20 protein-coding genes, 1 riboswitch and 1 other annotated feature are annotated in these 21,981 nt (G+C 54.2%); of the genes, 14 read left to right on the top strand and 6 right to left on the bottom strand.

The window, feature by feature from the left end; translation table 11 throughout:
* Positions 1-51: 51 nt before the first annotated feature.
* Entirely contained in the window at positions 52-924 is an 873-nt protein-coding gene (locus MKX64_RS05370; protein ID WP_095397666.1) for a Cof-type HAD-IIB family hydrolase, read from the bottom strand.
* A 25-nt stretch (positions 925-949) separates the two neighbouring features.
* On the bottom strand, positions 950-1,684 hold the full coding sequence (locus tag MKX64_RS05365; protein ID WP_341035467.1) for an MBL fold metallo-hydrolase: 735 nt from the start codon (positions 1,682-1,684) through the stop codon (positions 950-952).
* 228 nt (positions 1,685-1,912) lie between these two features.
* Here MKX64_RS05365 and MKX64_RS05360 point away from each other — a divergent pair, with 228 nt between their 5' ends.
* Positions 1,913-2,905: a sugar-binding transcriptional regulator gene (locus MKX64_RS05360; RefSeq protein ID WP_255222969.1), complete on the top strand. Its 993-nt coding sequence runs from the start codon at positions 1,913-1,915 to the stop codon at positions 2,903-2,905.
* A 130-nt stretch (positions 2,906-3,035) separates the two neighbouring features.
* Here MKX64_RS05360 and MKX64_RS05355 read toward each other — a convergent pair whose 3' ends face one another.
* The gene (locus MKX64_RS05355) at positions 3,036-3,944 is read right to left on the bottom strand and encodes an AraC family transcriptional regulator (protein ID WP_095265560.1); all 909 of its coding nucleotides are present in this window, start codon (positions 3,942-3,944) and stop codon (positions 3,036-3,038) included.
* 232 nt (positions 3,945-4,176) lie between these two features.
* Here MKX64_RS05355 and MKX64_RS05350 point away from each other — a divergent pair, with 232 nt between their 5' ends.
* The 6 genes from MKX64_RS05350 to MKX64_RS05325 all read left to right on the top strand — a co-directional run bounded on the left by MKX64_RS05350 (position 4,177) and on the right by MKX64_RS05325 (position 13,035).
* Positions 4,177-5,259: a glycoside hydrolase family 172 protein gene (locus tag MKX64_RS05350; RefSeq protein WP_341035466.1), complete on the top strand. Its 1,083-nt coding sequence runs from the start codon at positions 4,177-4,179 to the stop codon at positions 5,257-5,259.
* Between the two features lie 361 nt (positions 5,260-5,620).
* Positions 5,621-6,361 (top strand): spermidine synthase, encoded by a 741-nt coding sequence (locus tag MKX64_RS05345; protein ID WP_330163996.1) that lies wholly within the window; start codon positions 5,621-5,623, stop codon positions 6,359-6,361.
* A gap of 18 nt (positions 6,362-6,379) precedes the next feature.
* Positions 6,380-7,171, top strand: coding sequence for a sulfite exporter TauE/SafE family protein (locus tag MKX64_RS05340; RefSeq protein ID WP_095397662.1), 792 nt, complete (start codon positions 6,380-6,382; stop codon positions 7,169-7,171).
* A gap of 105 nt (positions 7,172-7,276) precedes the next feature.
* Positions 7,277-7,589: a binding site (T-box leader), on the top strand.
* A gap of 78 nt (positions 7,590-7,667) precedes the next feature.
* Positions 7,668-9,332, top strand: coding sequence for a 2-isopropylmalate synthase (leuA, locus tag MKX64_RS05335; protein WP_095397661.1), 1,665 nt, complete (start codon positions 7,668-7,670; stop codon positions 9,330-9,332).
* A gap of 315 nt (positions 9,333-9,647) precedes the next feature.
* The gene (locus tag MKX64_RS05330) at positions 9,648-10,361 is read left to right on the top strand and encodes a DUF421 domain-containing protein (protein ID WP_141235815.1); all 714 of its coding nucleotides are present in this window, start codon (positions 9,648-9,650) and stop codon (positions 10,359-10,361) included.
* Between the two features lie 298 nt (positions 10,362-10,659).
* Positions 10,660-13,035, top strand: a complete 2,376-nt coding sequence (locus MKX64_RS05325) for a GH36-type glycosyl hydrolase domain-containing protein (RefSeq protein ID WP_341035465.1) — start codon at positions 10,660-10,662, stop codon at positions 13,033-13,035.
* 211 nt (positions 13,036-13,246) lie between these two features.
* On the opposite strand, the gene MKX64_RS05320 is transcribed toward MKX64_RS05325, so the two are convergent.
* Both MKX64_RS05320 and MKX64_RS05315 read right to left on the bottom strand, forming a co-directional pair.
* Positions 13,247-13,618: a VOC family protein gene (locus tag MKX64_RS05320; protein ID WP_095397659.1), complete on the bottom strand. Its 372-nt coding sequence runs from the start codon at positions 13,616-13,618 to the stop codon at positions 13,247-13,249.
* A 349-nt stretch (positions 13,619-13,967) separates the two neighbouring features.
* Positions 13,968-14,672 (bottom strand): FG-GAP-like repeat-containing protein, encoded by a 705-nt coding sequence (locus tag MKX64_RS05315; RefSeq protein WP_095265547.1) that lies wholly within the window; start codon positions 14,670-14,672, stop codon positions 13,968-13,970.
* 507 nt (positions 14,673-15,179) lie between these two features.
* Between MKX64_RS05315 and MKX64_RS05310 the strand changes: the two genes are divergently transcribed.
* Positions 15,180-15,746 carry an SEC-C metal-binding domain-containing protein gene (locus MKX64_RS05310; RefSeq protein ID WP_095265546.1) on the top strand — a complete coding sequence of 189 codons (567 nt, stop codon included), beginning with the start codon at positions 15,180-15,182 and terminating at the stop codon, positions 15,744-15,746.
* A 690-nt stretch (positions 15,747-16,436) separates the two neighbouring features.
* Here MKX64_RS05310 and MKX64_RS05305 read toward each other — a convergent pair.
* Positions 16,437-17,624 carry a cytochrome P450 family protein gene (locus MKX64_RS05305; RefSeq protein WP_413773621.1) on the bottom strand — a complete coding sequence of 396 codons (1,188 nt, stop codon included), beginning with the start codon at positions 17,622-17,624 and terminating at the stop codon, positions 16,437-16,439.
* A gap of 258 nt (positions 17,625-17,882) precedes the next feature.
* Here MKX64_RS05305 and MKX64_RS05300 point away from each other — a divergent pair, with 258 nt between their 5' ends.
* The 6 genes from MKX64_RS05300 to MKX64_RS05275 all read left to right on the top strand — a co-directional run bounded on the left by MKX64_RS05300 (position 17,883) and on the right by MKX64_RS05275 (position 21,774).
* The gene (locus MKX64_RS05300) at positions 17,883-18,086 is read left to right on the top strand and encodes a hypothetical protein (protein ID WP_341035464.1); all 204 of its coding nucleotides are present in this window, start codon (positions 17,883-17,885) and stop codon (positions 18,084-18,086) included.
* A gap of 43 nt (positions 18,087-18,129) precedes the next feature.
* Positions 18,130-18,233: riboswitch (TPP riboswitch) on the top strand.
* 140 nt (positions 18,234-18,373) lie between these two features.
* Positions 18,374-19,078 (top strand): thiaminase II, encoded by a 705-nt coding sequence (tenA, locus tag MKX64_RS05295; RefSeq protein WP_155618281.1) that lies wholly within the window; start codon positions 18,374-18,376, stop codon positions 19,076-19,078.
* 21 nt (positions 19,079-19,099) lie between these two features.
* Complete coding sequence (gene thiM / locus MKX64_RS05290; RefSeq protein WP_095397657.1) at positions 19,100-19,942, top strand: hydroxyethylthiazole kinase; 843 nt, start codon at positions 19,100-19,102, stop codon at positions 19,940-19,942.
* Positions 19,942-20,769 carry a bifunctional hydroxymethylpyrimidine kinase/phosphomethylpyrimidine kinase gene (thiD, locus tag MKX64_RS05285; protein ID WP_155618310.1) on the top strand — a complete coding sequence of 276 codons (828 nt, stop codon included), beginning with the start codon at positions 19,942-19,944 and terminating at the stop codon, positions 20,767-20,769. The genes thiM and thiD overlap by 1 nt, the downstream gene beginning before the upstream one ends.
* Before the next feature lie 270 nt (positions 20,770-21,039).
* Positions 21,040-21,219: an aspartyl-phosphate phosphatase Spo0E family protein gene (locus MKX64_RS05280; RefSeq protein WP_176475470.1), complete on the top strand. Its 180-nt coding sequence runs from the start codon at positions 21,040-21,042 to the stop codon at positions 21,217-21,219.
* A 117-nt stretch (positions 21,220-21,336) separates the two neighbouring features.
* The gene (locus MKX64_RS05275) at positions 21,337-21,774 is read left to right on the top strand and encodes a hypothetical protein (protein WP_095265542.1); all 438 of its coding nucleotides are present in this window, start codon (positions 21,337-21,339) and stop codon (positions 21,772-21,774) included.
* Positions 21,775-21,981: the final 207 nt, after the last annotated feature.

Here is a 21,981-nt window from a genome sequence, read left to right as displayed (position 1 = left end):
TCCTTTGGTTCGTTCGTTTTTGTATATAAGGTGTAAAAATGAATCATGGCATCAGCTTGTGGCTTTCAGCAGCAGATGGCGATGAATGGCCTCGGCTACGCCGTCTTCCCGGTTGCTGCCGGTGACGACCGCAGCCCGTTCTTTCACATGGGGCTCCGCATTGCCCATGGCAATGCCGAGTCCGGCCCACTGCAGCATGTCGAGATCGTTGTCATAATCGCCAGCAGCGGCAACCTCCCTCGCGGGAATGTCATGGGCGGCACATAGCCGTTCCAGCGCGCCGCGCTTGGTGACCCCGGCCGCGTTCACATCAAACCGCAGGCTGCCTGTCCTGGACAGCTGATAGCGTCCCTGCTGCTCCAGCGCCTGGTACAGCTGTTCACGGGCCGTTTGGTCGCGGCAGATGACCGCTGCTTTATAGATCGGATCACCGGTGCTGCAGATAAATTTCCGGTAATCTCCGCCCACGTCCTCCACGCGGATGAGCATCGTCTGATCCCGGTAATTCACTTCGTTCAGCTCCCGGTTGGCCCTGACGACAACATTGTGGAGCGGCCAGCGCCGGTTCATGTCATTAAGCTCCCGCACATACAGCACATTGAAGCCGTAGAAATGAATGTAGGCTCCGGCGGTTTCCGTCAGGTCCAGCAGCGTCAGCGCATCCTCTGGCAGAAGCGGAGTGCCTTCCAGCAAGTGACCGGTATCAGCATCAATCGTCACCGCTCCGTTCAGCGCGACCAGCGGGAAATTCATGCCGACCTCCCGGGCGTGCAGCCAGACGGAGGCCGGGAAGCGTCCGGAGGCAATGGTGACATTCACGCCCGCCCGCATCAGCTGCCGGATCGCTGCCATCGTCTGCGGTGTAATCATCTTGTCCGGGTTGAGCAGCGTGCCGTCCATATCCAGCGCAAGCAATTTATACATCGATCAATCCTCCGTTAACATTCACTTAAATGGTGTACATGCTGAGCGGCTCGGGAATGGCTACCGGACCGTGGAACACCCGGCTCGCCTCCTGGCGCATATATTCAAGGTTGCCGTCACCCGGAAGGTGAACGAGGACAAGCTGTTTCACATTCGCCTTGCCGGCGATCATCCCAGCCTGCTGGGCATCCATATGACCTTGACCTGATGTATGCACACTTCCTTCGCAGATCGTCGCCTCGCACAGAAAAATATCCGCATCTCTGGCCAGCTCGATCAAGGATTCGCAGTAGGAGGTATCGCCGGAGTAGACCAGCACCTTCCCCCGGTAGGTGATGCGGATGGCATAGCACATAATCGTGTGCTGCACCGGAACGAATTCGATCTCGGCTCCGGCCAGCCTGATGGTGGTCGCCGGATCAATCGTATGCACCTCCGTATGCTCGCCGTAGAGCCTGCTGTGCATATCGACGGGCTCGCTTGGCGCGTACAGCTTCAGCCGGTGGTTCATTCGGCCGTTGCGAATCGCGCCGGCTGCCGCGTATTGAAGCACGCCGAGATCCGCCATGTGATCATAGTGCAAATGCGATAAAATGACACCGGACAAATGTTCAACCTTCGTTTCATACGGAAGCCTGCTCATCACGCCGCTTCCGCAATCCAGCAGGATCTGTCCTTCCTCCGTCGTAACCAGATAGCCGGCGGTGGCACCTCCAGCCGACGGGTATCCTCCCCAATAGCCTAAAATTTTTACATTCATGCCTCACACCTCTTGTTCATGACCCAATGTTGTTACATTTGTTCTGCACGGTTACAATTGTAAGCAGGCTCTGTTATTGCTGTGTCAAGCTATTGTCAATTTTGTGTAAACGCCTGAACGCGGGGAGTCCCGTCGCTTGACTATGCCCGGAGTGCCATTTTATAGTGGGGGTTGTAATTGCAAAACGACTTGAAGTTGTACCAAAGAATGTAAAAGGGCGGACGACTTGTGAACCTAGAAGAACGCAAAAACATGGTAAGGGTATGCAGGCTGTACTATTACGAATCCTGGACGCAGGAGAAGATTGCTGCGCAGCTGGGCGTGTCCAGACCCGTCATTTCCAAGATGCTGCAAAGGGCTCGGGACGAAGGGATTGTGGAGATTGTCATTCACGATGATGACCATGAGGTATCCAAGCTGGAGAAGGAGCTGGAGCAGCTCTTCGGCCTGACGCAAGTGCTGGTGGTGCCGACGAAGGACCTGAACAAGGAGCTGATCTCGAGCGCCGTCGGAAAAGCAGCGGCCCAGTTCGTGCTGAAGCTGATCCGCAACGGGGACCGCGTCGGGGTGTCATGGGGGAATACGCTTTATCATATGGTCCGGGAGTTTCCGCTGGAGAAGAAGGAGAATGTGAAGGTCATTCCGCTTGTCGGCGGCACCGGGAATGCCCGCAATGAGATGCACTCCAACCAGATCGCGTATGAGCTGTCCAAGAAGCTCGGCGTCAGCTGCGAAACGCTGTATGCGCCTGCCGTCGTGGAGACAGAGGAGCTGAAGGAACAGATCATTCAGCTGCCCAACATCTCCTCGGTATTGCAGGAGGGAGAGCATATCGACGTGGCGCTTGTCGGGATCGGCAACCCGTATTCGATGTCAACGATGGAAAGATCCGGCTACCTCAACGAGCAGGTGCTGGCCGAGCTGAAGTCGTTGGAGGTGGTTGCCGACATCAATTCCCGGTTCATCACCCGCAGCGGCGAGGTGAGCAGCCATCCGATCAACCGGAAGGTGATCGGCCTGCCGCTGGAGCAGTTGAAGCAGACGAAGACGGTGGTAGGCATGGCATTCGGACTTCATAAAATCGATTGTATTATAGCGGCGCTGAAGGGCGGTTACATCAACATGCTGATTACGGATGAAGCCACAGCGGAGCAAATTGTGAACATACAGCAGGGGACGCCGCGAATGTCGGGGCGCAGAGGGAAGAACAAGGGCTCTTGAGCGGCCCCAGCCCGAAGAGGAGAAGAGGACACCAGGCACAGCAAGCTGCGCAGGGTGTCCTCTTTCTTGATCTCGCTCATCGTGCGTGATCCGATGCCGTCGTAATCTGTCCAGCCTGGTCCGATCGCGATCACGTAGGGCTGGTGTGCGTCTTCAGAAATTGCCGAGGGGACATGCCCTCGGCCTGCTTGAAGGCTTTGCTGAACGAATGCACATTGCTGTAGCCAACCTTCTCGGCGATCGTAGACAAGGACAGATGGTGATGAAACATCATCAGTTCTTTGGCTTTCTCCATACGATAGCGTATCTGAAACCGATGCGGGCTTACACCGAATGTCTGCTTGAACAGGCGGGAGAAATGGAACACGCTCAACACGGCCATTTTGGACAAGGTTTCCAGCGGAATGGTGGCGTTATAATGCTCCATAATATACGTAACCGCCCGCTCCATCGCCCGCTGGTGCATCGTCAGGTGAGCGTTGTCGGCGGCCCGAAGCCCCTTCAGAATCAGATAGAGGATGCGGAGCACCAGCGATTTCTGCAGCAGCGGATAATCGGGATCGCGCCGCTCGTAGGCGTGGATGATCTGCATCAGGGTGTGAAACACCTCGGCATGATTCGGAATGCGGATCACATTCGGCCAGCCGAGGGCGGAGCCGAGAATGTCCGGGCGGAGCCAGGCCAATTCCTCCTCGCTGCACTCACTGCGCCTTTTGAAATGAATCGGCACCGCTTCGTAATCCGCATAATCCAGCACGTCAAAATGAATATGGGGCATCCAGCACTCCCCCCGGGACATGACAAATTCATGCTCCAGCCCCGGCTTGAAGAGCAGAATATCGCCCGGCTCGGCAAGGAATGTCTCATTCTCCACGCGGATCGTAAGCTCCCCTCGCTCCACGTACAGCAGCTCATAGTCAAAAATGATTCTCGGCGCGAGGCGCATCCTGTCTACCCGGTGGTTCCAGGCTCTGCGAACGTTCGGGGACAGGCTTCGCATCAGGCGCTGAATCGTCGGCGGCATCGGCAGATGGTTCATCGTTTCCTCCTGATTCGCAAGATCGGATGCAATTATTCCGTCACAGACTCAATCCGTCGCTTGTTTCATGATCCCACAATAGCAAGAATGGACAACAAATCACAAGTCCTAACATCGAATAGGGGCGTCTGTCTTCGCTACAATCCAAGGTGTACACGTTGGTGAATAAACGGAACGCTGAAGATGAAGCAGGACGAATACCATGATATGAACACAAGGGAGAGCGATGAGCATGAGCGAATTTAACGGACTGGATGTCGGCTTGGGCAATTTGTATCGACTGTCAGCAGCCAAGACAAGATCCATCAGCGCGGAAAATTTTACGGGAGCGAAAGGGCAGGGCGGCATGGCCACGGAAGGAACAGGTGCGGGACCTGCGCGCGATCTGGGCCAAGGCTGGAAGGTGTCGCCATCGGTCATGATCCCGGCGGGCGAGGTGTTCACGATGGCGGAGATCGATGGTCCCGGGGCCATTCAGCATATCTGGCTGACCTGCGCGCCGGAGTGCTGGCGGCATCTGATTGTGCGGATGTATTGGGACGGGGAGAGCGAGCCGAGCGTGGAGACGCCGCTGGGGGATTTCTTCTGTAACGGCTGGTGTGAGCGCAGCAATGTGGACTCCTTGCCAGTGGCGGTGAACCCGGCTGGCGGTATGAACAGCTACTGGGTGATGCCGTTTCGCCGAAAGGCGCTGATCACGTTGGAGAACCGGATGCCTGGAGAGGTCGTGCTGTATTATCAGATCGATTATACGCTGACCTCGGTGCCCGAGGATGCAGCTTATTTTCATGCCCAGTGGAGAAGAAGCAACCCGCTTCGCTACAAGGATGTACATGTGCTGCTGGATGGCGTCCGGGGCAAGGGACATTATGTCGGCACTTATCTGGCCTGGCAGGTGAACAACAGCGGCTGGTGGGGTGAAGGGGAGATTAAATTTTACATGGATGGAGACCGGGAGTTTCCGACAATCTGTGGTACGGGCACAGAGGATTATTTCGGCGGGGCCTGGAATTTCGAGCAGCCAAGGGGCGAGTATGCCACATACTCCACCGCCTATCTGGGCTTTCATCAGCTGATCAAGCCGGACGGCTTGTACCGTAGCCAGCAGCGCTTTGGCATGTATCGCTGGCATGTGATGGACCCGATTCGCTTCGAGACCGATCTGCGCGTGAGCATCCAGGCGCTTGGCTGGCGCTCGGGCGGACGGTACTTGCCGCTGCAGGATGACATTGCGTCCGTCAGCTTCTGGTATCAGTCGGAGCCGCATGCGCCTCATCCGCCGCTGCCGGACAACGATGGGCTGGAAGTGATTTAAGCCGGGAAGGCTCGCCCTCGGCTGCTTCAACCGAGATCAATTGCGGCGGCAGGTTTCATCGAAGTCGGCTGTAGTGGCTGATTCAGCGGTGCCAGGTGAGATACCTGGAGGATGTTGAGTGGCAAACGGGAAGGACCTCGGCTCCTGCGATGTGCGGGAGTGGGGTCCTTCTGGTGCTGTTATCGGTTCAGCCGGGATGAATTTGTTGGTTTGGCGATGCCCGGGCCCGGGAATGGTGTACAATATGATTACTGCATTAACAAACGGCAAGGCCGCATGGGGTGGACCGGCCACAGCAAACGGTCCCGCTGGGAGAATCATTCCTGCGTAAGTGAGCGATAATTGAAGGGGATTAACGAAAGTGCGCATTTTGTTACACGATATAAGTGATGTTCGTGAACTGAAGGTCTATGATACAGCGGAGTTGTATGGGGTCAAGGGGCGGTACCGTGTGCTGGAGTTCTCCGATCAGGCGGTGCAGGGGGCGATGGATCTGGATGATCCGGCGCGGATCGTTCTTGAGTATCCAAGGGCGATCATTCATCTGATGGATGCGAACCATCCGGATTTTGAGGCTGCATTCCTGATCGGGCACGGCATCGGGACGATTGTCCGCCATTATGCCGGCCGCCGGATGACGGCAGCCGAGGTGGACCCGCGCGTGGCGGAGCTGGCCTGCACCTATTTTGGAAGTGAAGCTGAATCTGTGAGGATAGGCGACGGGCGCGAGCTGCTGGAGTGGGAGGCGGCGGATACGCTCGATTATATGATCGTGGATGCTTTTACGAAGGAAGGGACACCGCGGCATCTGGTTTCGGCAGAGTTTTTCAAGATGGCGTCGGAGAAGCTGCATGATCAGGGGGCTGTCATCATGAACCTGATTGGACGCGGGACGAAGGATCCTTATATCCGTGCAATCCATACGACGCTGCAAACGGTGTTTGCTTATACGAAGGCTTTTTTTCTGTCGGATCGCCGCACCGATATGCAAAACATCATTCTCATCGGGGCTGCGCACCCGATTAGGTATCAGGAGCGGCATATGGCCGGCTTCCGGGAGGCCGGTCTTGATGAGGGCTATATCATAACAGATCGTTTGTAAGGAAGGGATGACATACATATGGAACAAGTATTGCTGGTGCTGGTCGGCATGCTGGCCGCGGTGAGCGGGGCGATTGCCGGCCTTGGCGGCGGATTTATCATCGTGCCGGTGCTGGCGCTTATGTATACGATGCCGGTGTCCCAGATTTCGGGCACGTCGATGGCGGTTCTGTTCGTCAGCGCGATCTCCAGCACATGGGCATATGCCAGACAAAAGCGAATTGATTACCGGAGTGGCCTGGCGTTCTCGGTGGCGATGATCCCGGGCTCCGTGCTGGGAGCCTGGACGACGAGTATTGTGGACAGCCGCGTCTTTTTTATCGCGCTGGGGCTGTTCCTCATGCTGATGGCCATCGTGATCAACTTTAAGCCTACTGAGAGCCGGGGTGGATTTCTCCGGCCGACGGTGACCAGAAGCTTCATCGATGCCTCGGGCCTGGAGCATCGCTATGCGTTCAATCTGTGGTTCGGCTCGGGGGTGGCGTTTTTTGTCGGCTTTATCTCCAGCCTGTTCGGCATTGGCGGCGGCTCGGTGATGGTGCCTACCATGATTCTGTTTCTGGCGTTTCCGCCGCATATCGCGACCGCAACATCCATGTTCTCAATCCTGCTCTCCTCGCTGGTGGGCACCATCTCCCATGTCGTGCTGGATCATGTGTTATGGGGCACGTTCATCTGGCTTGCGGTTGGCGCGCTGGCAGGGGGACAAATCGGGGCGAGGCTCGCCTCCAGGATCCCGGGGCTCATCATTGTCCGGATCTTGTCGGTATGCCTGTTCCTTGTGGCGATCCGGCTGATGTTTAAAGGGTAGAGGCTATGGGAGCCGGAGACTTGCTTTCATTGCGGGACGGAAATAATAAAATTCAGAATAGGATTGACACAGACGTGTTACTAATATAACATTGCTTCAAATAGTGAAAATACGTTGAGAAGGAATAGTACGATTTTTCAAACGATCAGAGAGCTGTTGGATGGTGCGAAACAGCCGTGGAGAGAATCGGAACTCGCCTTGGAGTTGCCCGCTGAACCGTAGAAGCAAGCGTTCAATAAGTCGGATATCCCGTACTTCTGGACCCCTTGTTCAAGTAGGCGGAGCCGGAGCCTGACCGTTATCATCAGGAGGATGCCTGGTTTGTCGATGTTGACAGCCCCGTATCCGTAGAGTGCATGCCGCTTGGCATGAATTCGGAGTGGTACCGCGTAAGATATCAAAGTCTTTCGTCTCTGTTGCAGGAGATGGAAGGCTTTTTTTACATGTCTGGTCTTTAGAGGATCAGCGCATCAAGTCGATGAAGAGGAGGATAACCATGAACAATGTTGAAAAGTACGCAAGAGGATATTTTATGCCGCCGAAAACCAGCTTGAACTGGACCCAGAAGGAGTATATTACCGAGGCTCCGGTTTGGTGCAGCGTCGACCTGCGCGATGGCAACCAGGCTTTGATCGTTCCGATGAACTTGGAGGAGAAGCTGGAATACTTCCAGTTGCTTGTGGATATTGGTTTCAAGGAGATCGAGGTTGGCTTTCCCGCAGCATCGGAAACGGAGTTTGCCTTTCTGCGGACGCTGATCGAGCAGCAACTGATTCCGGACGATGTGACGATTCAGGTGCTTACCCAGTCCAGAGAGCATATTATTCGCAAAACCTTTGAATCCCTGAAAGGGGCGAAGAAGGCGGTAGTCCATCTGTACAATTCGACTTCTGTGGCCCAGCGGGAGCAGGTATTCCGCAAATCCAAGCAAGAAATCATCGACATCGCCGTGAATGGTGCGAAGCTGCTGCAGCAGTGCGCAGAGGAGACGGAAGGGAACTTCCAGTTCCAGTATTCGCCGGAGAGCTTTACAGGCACTGAAATTGAGTTTGCACTGGAAATCTGCAACCGCGTGCTGGAAGTATGGCAGCCGACAGCAGACAATCCGGTTATTATCAATCTTCCGGCGACGGTATCCATGTCCATGCCTCACGTCTACGCCAGCCAGATCGAGTATATGAGCGAGCATCTGAAATTCCGGGAGCATGTCATTCTGTCGCTGCATCCGCATAACGATAGAGGAACAGGCGTGGCGGACGCGGAGCTCGGAATGCTGGCCGGCGCGCAGCGCGTGGAAGGCACGCTGTTCGGGAACGGGGAAAGAACCGGGAATGTTGACATTGTGACGCTGGCGCTGAACATGTACTCTCACGGGGTGGATCCGAAGCTGAACTTCGAGAACATCCCGAAGATCATCTCCGTGTATGAGCGCCTGACCAAAATGCGGGTAAGCGAACGCCATCCTTACGGAGGCGAGCTGGTCTTCACCGCCTTCTCCGGTTCGCACCAGGATGCCATCGCCAAGGGCATGAAATGGCGCGAGGAGCAGCAGCCGCAGCATTGGTCGGTTCCTTATCTGCTGATTGATCCGAAGGACATCGGCAGGGAGTATGAAGGCGATATTATCCGCATTAACAGTCAGTCCGGCAAGGGCGGAATCGGCTATGTGCTGCAGCTGAAGTACGGGCTGGATCTTCCGGCGAAGATGCGGGAAAGCTTCGGCTATTTCGTGAAGAACGTATCGGACCGGCAGCAAAAGGAGCTGATGCCGGATGAAATTTACGACATTTTCGTCAGGGAATATGTGAACATCAGCGCTCCTGTCGAGTTTGTCAAATACCGCTCTGCCGAGCAGGATGATTTTCATACCATTGTCACGATTCGGACCGGTGATGAGGTGAAGGAAATCGAAGGCGCCGGCAACGGAAGACTGGATGCGATCAGCCATGCGCTGCAAGACGGCCTTGGCGTTGAATACAGCGATCTGATCTATAGCGAGCATGCCCTGGAAACAGGTTCGAAGTCGCAGGCTGTCTCCTACATCGGCATCACCGCTCCGGACGGCACCCGGTACTGGGGCTGCGGCATTGACGTAGACATTATGACCTCGTCGGTAAAAGCGCTGTTTAGCGCCGTGAATCAATTAATGCATAAAGCATAAAGCCCGCTAATGCTCGATAACGGTTCCGTTTGCGGACAGCGAGCGCGTCGTGATGGGCAGACAAGATGAAGGAAGGCGCTCGTGAAGAGTGCCTTCCTTGTTCTCGTTTCGGCCAACGGCGTGGAAGGTCGCTCCCATGCGTCTAGAGGACATCAGGCAGGCCAGAGCGCTTTTCGGCTACCAGATGAAACCGATGATTGGAAGCACCGCCCGCGGTCCCCCGGCAGCAGCTATTCGGAGTTTATCCGGCAACCCGACTGGAAATAGTGAGTAGTATCAGATTGTGTATTATCCGAGAAGGCAGGTTGAGTGGTGTTGGAATTATTGAAGGAGCTTCTTCTGGTCTCAGGACGAATTGTAACCATCTTCCCCTTGCTGCTGGCCATCGCGCTGTTCATGGGCAAACGGTCGGTTGGTGAATTGCCGGTGTTTGATTTTCTGGTTGTCATCGCCTTGGGTGCGGTCGTGGGCGCAGATATCGCCGATCCCAAGATTGAGCATATCCATACGGCTGTCGCCATCATCCTTATTGGGCTGCTGCAGCGAGTGGTCTCAGTATGGGCCATCAAAAGCAGAACCTTTGGCAAATGGATTACCTTCGAGCCGACCGTGGTTGTTTCCGACGGAACCCTGCTTGTGAAAAACATGCGCAAAGTTCGGTATTCGACAGACAACATCCTTCAGATGCTGCGTGAGAAGGATATCTTCCACCTGAATGACGTCGAGCTTGCCATACTGGAAGCCAACGGCAAATTGTCGGTATACAAGAAGCCGCTGAAAGCGACGGTAACCTTGGCGGATATGGGGCTGCCGGAGCCTCCGAAGGGCATAGCCTACCCGTTGATTCTTGAGGGGGCTGTCTCGGAGAAAGTATTGTCCTACCTCCATAAAGACGAGGCTTGGCTGGAAGATCAGCTGCAAGCGAAAGGGATTCAGAAGGAAGACATCTTCTACGCTTCCATCGATGACAACCTTGAACTGCATATTTCGCAAACCTCTTCAGGTCCGATTCCTCCTATTGAGCATTGAGGAGTGCGGCAAGGCGCGCGCAGGATTGGCATCCGCCGGGTCACTTTTATACATAGCCACCCCCTGCGTGAACAAGAGGATAGTCGTTACAGTAAAAAAATAAGATCAGGGAGCGGGCTGCCAGTGATGCCGGGCAGCCCGCTATTTGTCGTGGGCCCGTTCCGATGGGAGCGGGCCTTATGCCTGTCTCTCGCAAAGGAAGAGATGAATTCTGAAATCAGATGTGGTAGGATAAACTTGTATACTTGTTTAGTTGTATACAAGTTGGAATTTTATCTTTTGAAAGCGAGGTTAAGCGATGATCAGAGCAACGGAAGACCAGCAATATTATGAATTGACCAGCCCTGTCAGCATGCCGAAGGCATCGGGATTTCTATGGAATGAGAACATGATGATACATATGAACTGCCGCGGCTATGCGGTCGCCCAGTTTATGCAGCCGGAGCCAGCGAAGTACTCGCATGCGCCCAATCTGGAGGCAAAGACCTTCATGCAGCCGGAGCAGCCGTATTACGCGCATCATCCAGGGAGGTTCCTTTATATCAAGGATGAAGTAAGCGGTAACATCTTCTCTGCGCCTTATGAGCCGGTCCGCAAGCAGCTGGACAGCTACACCTTTGCGGTGGGCAAGCATGATATTCGGTGGAAGGTGATCAGCGACGATATTGCGGTGGAGATGACGCTCAGCCTGCCGAAGTCCGATGTGATCGAGCTGTGGAAGATCAAGGTGACCAACTTGTCCTCCAAGCCGCGCAAGCTCAGCCTGTATCCTTACTTTACCGTAGGCTATATGTCCTGGATGAATCAGTCCGGGGAGTACGTGAAGGAGCTGCAGGGCATCGTCTGCTCCTCCGTAACGCCTTATCAGAAGTATCAGGACTATGACAAAATCAAAAATTTCAGCGACAAAACCTATCTGCTCGCGGATCGTCCGCCTGTCTCCTGGGAGGTGAATCAGGAGGCGTTTGAGGGCGAAGGAGGCTTGCACGCCCCGTCTGCGCTTGCGGCAGAGACGCTGCCTTGCGGAGATGCGCGCTACGAAACGCCGGTATGCGCCATGCAGTACAGGCTGGAGATGGCTGCTGGCGAGCAGCAGCAGTACCGCTTCCTGTTCGGCCCGGCCCGGAATGAGGCCGAGATTGAAGGGATACGCAAGGCGTATTTCCTAGAGCAGAACGCCGATGGTCTGGACGGCTTCGAAGCGGCAGGGCCGGAATACGCCGCCTACGTGGGCGAGGGCCAAGGCAGCATTCAGATTCGCACTCCGGACAGCTGGCTGGACAATTTTGTGAACCACTGGCTGCCAAGACAGATGTATTATCACGGCGTGACGAACCGGCTGACGACTGACCCGCAGACGCGAAATTACCTGCAGGATAACATGGGCATGAGCTATATCAAGCCGACGATTGCCCGAGGCGCTTTTCTGACGGCGCTGTCGCAGCAGGAAGCAAGCGGCGCGATGCCGGACGGCATCATTCTGCATCCGGATGCGGAGCTGAAATATATCAATCAGGTTCCGCATACCGACCACTGCGTATGGCTGCCGGTATGCCTGAGCACTTATCTGGACGAAACGAATGATTACAGCATTTTGGAAGAGAAAGTGCCGTTTAAGGACAGCGAGGAGCTGGCGACGGTATTTGAGCATATTACCCTGGCCATGCACTGGCTGATCCGCGACCGGGATGACCGCGGGCTCAACTATATTAATCAGGGGGACTGGTGTGACCCGATGAATATGGTTGGCTATAAGGGTAAAGGGGTATCAGGCTGGCTCACGATTGCGACCGCGTATGCCTTCAAGGTATGGGCCGACATATGCGAGCAGAGCGGACATCTGCAGGCAGCCCGGGAGTTCAGACAAGCGGCGGATGAAACGAATGAGACCGCGAACCGCTATCTGTGGGATGGGAATTGGTATGCGCGCGGAATTACGGATGACAATGTTGTGTTCGGCATCAGCACAGACAAGGAAGGCCGCATTTACATCAATCCGCAGGGCTGGGCGCTGATGAGCGGAGCCGCTGACGAAGACAAGCGCAAGAAGCTGATTCAGGCGGTACACGAGCAGCTCGAAAGTCCTTATGGTGTGGAGAAGCTGGCGCCTTCCTTCACCGCCATGCGCGAGGACGTTGGGCGGGTCACGCAGAAGCATCCGGGCAGTGCGGAGAACGGGGCGGTCTACAACCATGCGGCGGCATTTTATATTTATGCGCTGTATCTGGTCGGCGAGCGTGAGAATGCGTATCGTCTGCTGCGCAAAATGATTCCGGGTCCGGACCTGGATGATATTATGCAGCGCGGCCAGCTGCCGGTGTTTATCCCGAACTATTATCGCGGTGCGTACAGACAGTTTCCGCGCACAGCCGGACGGTCGAGCCATCTGTTCAACACCGGAACCGTGCCATGGGTGTATCGCTGCCTGATCGACGGCCTGTTCGGGCTGCAGGGCACTCCGGAAGGATTGCGCGTTCGTCCGCAGCTTCCAGAGGCGTGGCATGAGGCAAGCGTCACGCGCCTGTTCCGCGGTGCGGAGCTGAAGGTGAATTTCAAGCGTGAGGCTGGCGTAAGCGATGTGGAGGTTTATGTGAACGGAAGCCTGATCGAAGGCAGCGTCATCACCGGTGTAGAGGCTGGTCAGCAGTACGAAGTGCTGGTGAAGCTTCCTTAGACACATATTCGCCCCGTGCGGCAGCTCTCCAGCGCACGCTGTTTCGCCGCATGGTTGGGGTCGGTCGACCCCATGCAAGATAAGACAAGAGCCCGCTCCTGCTTGAGCACTTCAAGCGGGAGCGGGCTTGTTATGTATGGACCGAGATGTTGAAGGTGGTGTGAATTTTCATGTGGATAAGTACGGATCGCTAGCAGGGAGAAGGAACCTATCAGGCATCACACTGCACGTTGAATTTGTTGCCGTCCGGGTCGAAGAAGTTCAAGAACTTGTTGCCTACGCCGTCGTCAACGATGCTCTCCACCGTAACGTTGTGTTCCTTCAGATGAGCATACAGCTTCTCGATATCCCGCGTCTGAAAGCCGATCACATTATGTGTCTCGCCGTTCTTGGTGAAGTTGGCCTGAGTGTCGTCAGCGGTCTCTACCAAAAACAGCATCTGTCCGGATGGTAGATTAAGCTGGGCCAATGCTTCCTCCGGCATGTGCCACGCAAGCTTGAGGCCGAGCACCTCTTGAAACCAGGCCGCCGACTTTTCGATATGGCGAACCGGAATTTCATTGTATAGAATTTGTTCCAGCATAACTTGTCCCCTTTCCTGGCATTTTTTGATAGTATACCGGATTTGAGGCCTCAGTTAAATATTAGATTCCTTTCTAGGAAAAGACCGGCGGACATTCCTGTAGGTTTATGCTCGCCCGTGTTCGCCTATGTGCGTCTGGTGATAGCGTAGCGGCCGTAGGTCGGGTCGAAGCGATTAGGCTTGTTCTGCGCCTGTCAGGCGCTTTCGAGCGGCGGACCGGGTGATGTCACCGGGGGATGTCTATAGGGGGTCACTCAGCCGAAGCTCCCGGGGCACGGAATGGGCGTCGCCAGATCAGCGTACTGCCGTCCGTTCATCACGTGCGCGTTCCCGGGAGCGCATCGGCATGTTAGGCGTTGCTTGTGCCTGTGTCTGAGCCAGTAATCCATACCCATTGCTGGCTGGGATAGAAGTGAGAACCATTCCAGTTGAGCTCGTTCATGAAATAGCCGAGTCCGTCGGCGTTATACCGCCCCGTTATTCGCTGCAGCGCCATCAGCTCATAGCGTCCGTCCCGGTCAAAATCAACGGGGTACAGGCCGCCAAGCGGATTCACATCGCCCTGAATCGGCTCCTTGAGCTTTCCGTCCGGGGTGTAGATTTCAGATAAATAAGCCTCGCCTTTATAAGTTAAGTCGATGATGTACGTGGAAGCGGGGGTAGCGCTGGTGGCTCTGACCTTGTAGCCGTCCTCGTAGTTGATGCTGTAAGCATGGGCTTGATTGTATAATTCATAGTCGAACAGCAAGCGGGGCTGGTTGTTAAGATACGAGAAGACGTAAGCATAGATGAAGCCGCCTGAGCCGCCGGAATCGATAACGATAAGGATGTCGCTGGCACCATCTCCGGTATAATCGGCCAACTGGATCGTCGGATTGTATCCTGAATTTTGTTTTAGCGGGATGGTGCTAATCCGGCCAGTCCGTCCGTCGCGGATGTGTAACGTAATATTTTCATAAAAAGGGCTGTCTGCTTGAGAGTCCCCGGTCAGATAGACAAGATCGAGAATCCGGTCTCCATTCACATCGCCAAGCTTCTGGTCTAACACAGGCATGCTCACGATCCCTCCTCGGGCTGTAGGTATATGGCCAGTGTATTCTCGACTGCAGCGAAGGTGACAGAAGCCCAGGAAGATACAGGACGTGAGGGGGGGGCGCAGTATCCAGAAAGGCCTGGAATCCAGAAAGGCGTAGAATTCATTAAGGCCTAAGAAGGGACAGAAGTCCAGGAAGAGGACAGGACGTGAGGGTTGGGGGGCGGTATCCCGAAAGGCCTAGAATCCAGAAAGCTGCCGCGTTTTCAAGGACTTAAGTACCCGTTCGGTTCCAGGTACAGACAGCGGAACTGCCGCTAACGGGAGGGTGGCGGTACAAGGGGGAAACTTTTACAGTTTGTGGGGATGGGGTTTTTGTGTTACTATTTTGGGTGTCTGCGCCGCCGAAAACGAGATTCTAGCATTAAATTGGATGGAAATTACATTTTAACAATATCCCGGAGTGGTGCAATTTTCATATTAATTCTATTATAATAGGGAAAGCATCTTTTAATTAGGAGCCTGGAAATGAAAAAGCTAGGAAGAAACGATTTATGTCACTGCGGAAGCGGGAAGAAGTACAAGAAATGTTGTCTGGAGAAGGATCAGCATAGGGAACGCCATACCGTTCGCGGTAAAGTGATCCAGTTCCCGGGTTCGAAACCGGCTAGTGCCATGAAGCCAGAGGCTGAGCGTCTATGGCAAATGCTGAATGATAAGCTGGTATGGCTGGATTGGAAAGCTGATGAGCATCGCGAGCTTGCGGAAAGCGTATTCCCGCAGATCTGCCGCGATTACAAGCTCAAGGATGAGGACACGCTGTTCAAGGTGTTCAGCCTGCTTCTGATCTGGAACAACTTCTCGAAGGAAGTGAATCCAAGCTATCGCAAGCCAGGGGGATACGCGGCTGCACTCGAGCATTTGGCAACCTCGCTGCTTGAGCTGCCGGTAACGAAATCCGAGCTGGCGAAGAAGCATGAAGTATCTCCGGCAACATTGAATCGCTACAGCAGCCAGATTTCCGAATTCATGGACGGTGTAGCGGCATCGGATGGTGCGCCGGCTGGCCAGGGAAACGAAGGCTCCGGCAACTAGAATAGACAGGGACTTTCATAAGAGCTTACTTTCTGAATATGATGGACAAGATGTCCCGCGAACGAAAGCGGTTATCCGTACATATGATGTTGTAATTTTGGGGGTCCTGTTATTCTGGCGGCCGCTCCGACAGGGGCGGCTTTTTCACGCTCTCGCATTCAATTTCACAATGTCGCAGGGCAGTATAGGAATTAAATTTTGTGGGAGTTCGTATTCGTCTCGAGGTTGCTCATACAACCTCGCGTTTTTTGTATCATTTGTCATACAAAGGGATGCATTTATGCGATAAAATGGACCGTTTTGTACGATTTCTCACACAAAATCGGAGGTTGGATAGGGATGCTAAGGTGATTTGTACGATCAATCGTACAAATGGCTTGTCATCCCTGGATTTAGCATAGGATTTGTACGATCAATCGTACAAATCTTCATGTGGCGAAGCATGGAAGCACGTCCCATCCTTTCTGCCGGAGCAGGCGGGGCGGGTGTGCTTTTTTGTCGTTGCATGCAAAAAAATCCGCCCATCCCTTCACAGGTGGAAGAGTGGGCGGATGGCTATATGGTTCGACTCGGGGCGCGTCAGACTGCCTCATTGGCGGTCGGGCCCTTGCGCTGTGCCATAAGTGCGGATCAGCGACCGCTTTGCGTCACCACGCCCTGGAGCAGTCGCATTGCTGCCGCGACGAGCGGTCAGCGGAGCGTGACCGGAATTTCCTTGACGCCGCGCACGATCATGCCAGGCCTCCATTCCAGTTCTTCCGGCTTTGCGGCGAGCGCGATATGCGGGTACCGCCTGAGCAGAGTCTGGATCGCAATCTCTCCTTCCAGGCGGGCCAGCGGCGCCCCCAAGCACAGATGGATGCCGGTGCCAAAGGCAAGATGCGGGCTCTTCTCCTTGGTGATATCAAACACATCCGCATCGCCGAACTGCTCCTCATCCCGATTGGCTGAGTCGAGGGCGACGATAACGAGATCGCCTTTGGCTATCGAATGGCCATGAAAGTCGATATCCTCGCTGGCCCAGCGGGAGGTGCTGAATTCCACAGGACCATTGTATCTGAGCATTTCCTCAATCGCGTTATGAATGTATTCCGGATGTTGAAGAAGCAGTTCCTTCTGCTCCGGATGCTCCATGAGAGCAAGCATGCCGTTGCCGATCAGGTTGACGGTCGTTTCATGCCCCGCAATGATCAGCAGGGTGACCACGCCATATAGCTCCTCCTCGGTTAACTGATCCCCGGCCTCTTCCGCCATCAGCAGTTCGCTGATCAGATCCTTCCCGGGATTTTGCCGCACCTGGGCGAACCAATCGCGCAAATAGTCGATAAATTCCTTGGCATGCTGCTGAAAAGTCGCGGCGTCTTCATTGCCGGAGCCGATGATGGTGTTGGACCATGTACGGAATTTGTCCCGGTCCTCGAGCGGCACCCCGAGTATTTCGCTAATCACAATAATCGGCAGCGGGAAGGCGTAGTCGTCGATCAAGTTCATCTGCTCGCGTCCGGACACCTGGTCCAGAAGATCGTTGGCAATATCCTCGATGTGGCTGCGCATGCCGGCAATCATTTTCGGAGTAAAAGCTTTCTGCACAAGCCCCCGCAGACGGCGGTGGTCCGGCGGATCGGAGAACAGCATGTTGTTCGTGAACACGCTGCGGCTCTCGGGCCCGTACCGTTTGACCATATCCTTGCTAAAGCGCGAATCCTTCAGCACTTCAACCGCATGGTTGTACTTGCTGATGATCCATCCGGGCTCTCCGCTCGGGAACACAACCTTGTAGATCGGAAACGCATGGCGCAGCTTTTTATAATCGGGATAAGGATTGTGTGTAAAGGCTGCGGTGAACAACTCCGGCGGGTGGACCTCATTGCTATTCAACATGACGATCTCCTTTCTGTGCGGCACCTTGCTCACGATTCGCCGCTGTGATATGCGAACTTCTGGGATAAAGCACATGATATATATTCCATTTTTTAATTGTCAAAACCTTTATTTGTAAAGAGTATCTTTATGACAAAATTGTGACGGACGTCACTTTGACCTGCATTTGGACACGAATCGGCACCCATGTAAAGAAATTGTATAGCAGCATCCTATAACCTAGGTCTATAGACTTATGTAATTAGGGTGATGTCCATGACAAAAGAGTATTTCGAAGAAATGAGAAAGTTCAGCCACAATGATGATATGAGATACAAACTGCTGATGCGCGGGGTCCGGCAGCTGTATGAAGAAAGACAGAAGGAGAAGAACCCGCTCGGTATTCTTCGTCGTCGCAAAAGAAATCGGTCAGTCCGCGTCGGCAAATGGTTAACCAGTAGCCATCAAATGAAAGTTTGACAGCAGAAGAAAACCTATTGTACAGTATTAGTCAAAAGAATAGGAAGTCCACTAGGGGAGCCGTCAGCGGCTGAGACAGGAGCATATCCTGGACCCTTTGAACCTGATCTAGTTCGTACTAGCGTAGGAAAGTGGAGCCTTCATAATACAGGATGGCAGCGTCACTTGACGTTGTCGGTCCTATGCGATGAAGCCGCTCCAGTTTTCGGGGCGGCTTTTTTGGTTGTCCACGAAAATCGGTGATCACGGGACTCCCTGCTCTTTATTTTTCAGGAGGTGGGGTATACATGCGTTTTTCAGAGGAGCTTCGCCGCGAGGCGGACGGTATTTTTGAGGCTATTTTTCAACATCCCTTTGTCAGAGGTATTGCCGAAGGACAGCTGGGCAAGGAGCAGCTGACCCATTACGTCAAGCAGGATTTCGAGTATTTAAATGCCTATATGCGGATTTATGGCATCGCGATTTCCAAATGTGCGAACCGGGAGGACATCGCGGCATTTAACGAGCAGATCTCGTTTATCCTGAACAGTGAGATTCACCCGCATCATAATTTTTGTACGGTCGCTGGCGTCAGTTACGAGGAATTGCAGGGTTACCCGCTGGCGCCTTCCGCACATCACTATATCCGTCACATGCTGACGGTGGCGCACGAGGGCAGTTTGGGCGAGATTATGGCGGTGCTGCTGCCATGCCCATGGACGTACCTGGAAATCGGCCGCAGGCTGATGGAGGAAGTGAACCCGGATGAGAATCATCCGTTCCAGGAATGGATTCAGTTCTACGGCAGCCGGGCGGGAGGTGCCACGGATAAATTTCGTCAAAGGGTGGATGCCTGGGCGGAAACGGCAACGGCGGATGAGCGCAGACGGATGAAGGAGCATTTTATGCTCAGCTGCCAGCTGGAGTATATGTTCTGGGATATGGCTTATAAGCTGGAGGCGTGGCCGGTGCCGATGCCGGAAGCGATCTCCCGGCCTGTACAGCCGATCTGAGTATGTAGGAGGCAGGATGATATGAGTCTGTTGGAACAAAAGCTTTCTGGACTTCTCACTAAGGTGCGAAATGAGAAGCCGCTCGTTCATAACATGACCAACGTCGTTGTTACGAATTTTACGGCAAATGGCCTTTATGCGCTGGGCGCTTCGCCTGTAATGGCTTATGCTCCGGAGGAAGTGGCCGATATGGCCAAGATCGCCGGTGCCCTCGTGCTGAACATTGGGACGCTCAGCCGTGAACAGGTCGATGCAATGATTATTGCTGGGCAATCCGCCAATGCTCACGGCGTACCGGTCTTGCTGGACCCGGTTGGCGCCGGGGCAACCCCTTTCCGTACGGAGTCGTCGCTTCGAATTATGCAAGAGGTCAACGTTGCGCTGGTCAGAGGCAATGCGGCTGAAATCGCCCATCTGATCGGAGAGAGCCGGAGCATTCGCGGCGTGGATGCAGGGGATGACGAATCGAGCAGCGGCCATTCCGAGCTTGCAGTTCGGGCTTCACGCAAGCTGGACACCGTCGTGGCCATTACCGGAGCGGAGGATGTCATTACAGATGGGGACACGTTACGGGTGGTTCGTGGCGGAGATGCCAGACTGACTAAGATAACGGGAGCAGGCTGTCTATTGACCTCGGTGCTTGGCGCCTTTGCCGCGGTGGAGCCGGACGTGCTGCTTGCCGGTACAGCTGGGCTGGCCTTCTACGGGGCAGCGGCTTTCCGAGCGGGGGCACGCACGACAGATCTGGGGCCGGGCAGCTTCCAGACAGCCTTCCTGGATGAACTGGACCGGCTTGCACCGGACTCGCTGACCGGGCATGCGACGGTGCAGGATTATGCGGCAACGGGGGGAATAACATCATGATGAATGAGCACAGGGTATATAAAGCGCTGACGATTGCGGGCTCCGACAGCGGAGGCGGTGCCGGTATCCAGGCGGATCTTAAGACTTTTCAGGAGCTGGGAGCCTATGGCATGTCGGCCATCACGGCCATTACGGTACAGAATACGCTCGGCGTCCAAGGGGTCTATCCGCTGCCGGCGGAAGCATCTGCAGAGCAAATTCATGCGGTCGGCACCGATATCGGGGTCGATGCGCTGAAGACCGGGATGCTGTTCAGTGCCGAGATTATACGGCTGGTAGCGGAGCAAATAAGAGCCTTTGGCTGGGAGAAGGTGGTCGTTGATCCGGTGATGATTGCCAAGGGAGGAGCGGAGCTGCTTCAGATGGAAGCGATCCAGGCGCTGAAGGAGGAGCTGCTGCCGCTAGCGATGGTCGTTACGCCGAATATTCCGGAAGCGGAGGCGCTGGCGGATATGAAGATTCGGACGATGGAGGACCGCCGAGAGGCTGCGAGACGTATTCATCAGTCCGGGCCGAAGATGATTGTCATCAAGGGTGGCCATGATGAAGAGGGCGGGAGCAGCCAGGTGCTGGACCTGTTCTATGACGGCTCATCCTTCACCGAGCTGATAGGCAAAAGGGTAAAGACCACGCATACACACGGAACAGGCTGTACTTTCTCAGCTGCAATTACGGCCGGTCTGGCGAAGGGCATCTCTCCATCGCAGGCGATTCTGGATGCCAAAGCCTTCATCCAGGCAGCGATTGAGGATGAGCTGGGAATCGGCCACGGTCATGGTCCAACCAACCATTGGGCCTACCGCCGCCGCAATGGGATGCTCGTATAATCAGGATCAAGCAATCAGGCATTATAGCTGAATATGTAGACGAGATAGATAGACAAGCTTCGATATCGATAGATATCGGGGCTTGTTTTTTTACATCCCGCCCCATTGACTTTACATGACATTAACCATTCGCTTCCGTTCGACTCGGTAAGAATGGATGTGACAACCATCACTGGTACACTCTAGTGTATAAACAGAAACAATGCATTACAAACTAAAAACATTATTTTTACATTATATTCTAAAATATTACACGAGGAGGTGCGAGCGATGATGTATACTGACGTGATGCTGCAGCGAATAGAAGATGCTAGACAACTGCTGTATCAGATGGAGCAGCAGTATGGTTTGCGGCATCCGAGGGTCCTTAAGCAATCTATGGAACTGGACGAGCTTCTCAACCGATATTATCGATCAACGTACCGTAAAAATGTGAAACCCATTGCGTAAATAAGACGTTTAATTCCTGAGCGGATTCGGATAGACAAGGGTATTCGACGGAGATCGCTCACTTGAAGAATGAGAGGGTTCTGCCTCGGAATCATGACATCAGGAAGGGGACTATGGATGGATCAGTACAGGCAATTAACGAGAATGATGGCTACAATCCGAGGCTCCTTGGGTCCCGGATGCACCATCGTGATTGATTTCGCAGCAGGAGAAATCTATTGGGAGCTATCGGAACAAGGCATTGTTGCCGAGATCAGCCCGCGGCCCCTGACAGGAATGGAGAGCAAGCTTGCTCTCGTAGAGGACCTTCGAAACTGCCGGATCTTTAACTGGCATGATCATTATGTGGACCTTGGGGCCAGTGAAGGAACCCATTGGAGCCTGGAGATTGAATGGGGCGATCAACGGAAACGGATCACGGGTCTGAATGCTTACCCCGCCGAGTGGAAGCAATTTTGCGGAATTTTGCGGAAGTGGTCGGGCCGCGCATTCGGGTTCCGAATCTTTTCCGGTCAAATCTATCGAACGGTCCTCTACCATTATCGCAGGCATTAAGTATGATCGGTCGGAATTGAATATGACATAGAATCGTTTTGACGAATTGAAATCATATTAACGTGCAGCGAAGGTCGCTGCTTTTTTATTTGGTCAGATAGTTGTTTGTCGTCTGTTCCCCTTCCCACGAACTCCCCCCTAATCCTGTTTATTTTTTTCCTTCTATAATAAGTAAGTCTCTCATAGTATCTAACAACCAACTGGAAA

This window comes from Paenibacillus sp. FSL M8-0334, from assembly GCF_038000405.1.
In the GTDB taxonomy this organism is placed as follows: domain Bacteria; phylum Bacillota; class Bacilli; order Paenibacillales; family Paenibacillaceae; genus Paenibacillus_AQ; species Paenibacillus_AQ campinasensis.
This window is presented reverse-complemented; position numbering and strand designations above follow the sequence as displayed.

Excerpts from the sequence above, each read along its gene's own strand:
- MKX64_RS05370 (WP_095397666.1), bottom strand. The coding sequence starts at position 924 with ATGTATAAATTGCTTGCGCTGGATATGGACGGCACGCTGCTCAACCCG.
- MKX64_RS05365 (WP_341035467.1), bottom strand. The coding sequence starts at position 1,684 with ATGAATGTAAAAATTTTAGGCTATTGGGGAGGATACCCGTCGGCTGGA.
- MKX64_RS05355 (WP_095265560.1), bottom strand. The coding sequence starts at position 3,944 with ATGAACCATCTGCCGATGCCGCCGACGATTCAGCGCCTGATGCGAAGC.
- MKX64_RS05350 (WP_341035466.1), top strand. The coding sequence starts at position 4,177 with ATGAGCGAATTTAACGGACTGGATGTCGGCTTGGGCAATTTGTATCGA.
- MKX64_RS05340 (WP_095397662.1), top strand. The coding sequence starts at position 6,380 with ATGGAACAAGTATTGCTGGTGCTGGTCGGCATGCTGGCCGCGGTGAGC.
- leuA (WP_095397661.1), top strand. The coding sequence starts at position 7,668 with ATGAACAATGTTGAAAAGTACGCAAGAGGATATTTTATGCCGCCGAAA.
- MKX64_RS05325 (WP_341035465.1), top strand. The coding sequence starts at position 10,660 with ATGATCAGAGCAACGGAAGACCAGCAATATTATGAATTGACCAGCCCT.
- MKX64_RS05320 (WP_095397659.1), bottom strand. The coding sequence starts at position 13,618 with ATGCTGGAACAAATTCTATACAATGAAATTCCGGTTCGCCATATCGAA.
- MKX64_RS05315 (WP_095265547.1), bottom strand. The coding sequence starts at position 14,672 with ATGCCTGTGTTAGACCAGAAGCTTGGCGATGTGAATGGAGACCGGATT.
- MKX64_RS05310 (WP_095265546.1), top strand. The coding sequence starts at position 15,180 with ATGAAAAAGCTAGGAAGAAACGATTTATGTCACTGCGGAAGCGGGAAG.
- MKX64_RS05300 (WP_341035464.1), top strand. The coding sequence starts at position 17,883 with ATGACAAAAGAGTATTTCGAAGAAATGAGAAAGTTCAGCCACAATGAT.
- tenA (WP_155618281.1), top strand. The coding sequence starts at position 18,374 with ATGCGTTTTTCAGAGGAGCTTCGCCGCGAGGCGGACGGTATTTTTGAG.
- thiM (WP_095397657.1), top strand. The coding sequence starts at position 19,100 with ATGAGTCTGTTGGAACAAAAGCTTTCTGGACTTCTCACTAAGGTGCGA.
- thiD (WP_155618310.1), top strand. The coding sequence starts at position 19,942 with ATGAATGAGCACAGGGTATATAAAGCGCTGACGATTGCGGGCTCCGAC.
- MKX64_RS05280 (WP_176475470.1), top strand. The coding sequence starts at position 21,040 with ATGATGTATACTGACGTGATGCTGCAGCGAATAGAAGATGCTAGACAA.
- MKX64_RS05275 (WP_095265542.1), top strand. The coding sequence starts at position 21,337 with ATGGATCAGTACAGGCAATTAACGAGAATGATGGCTACAATCCGAGGC.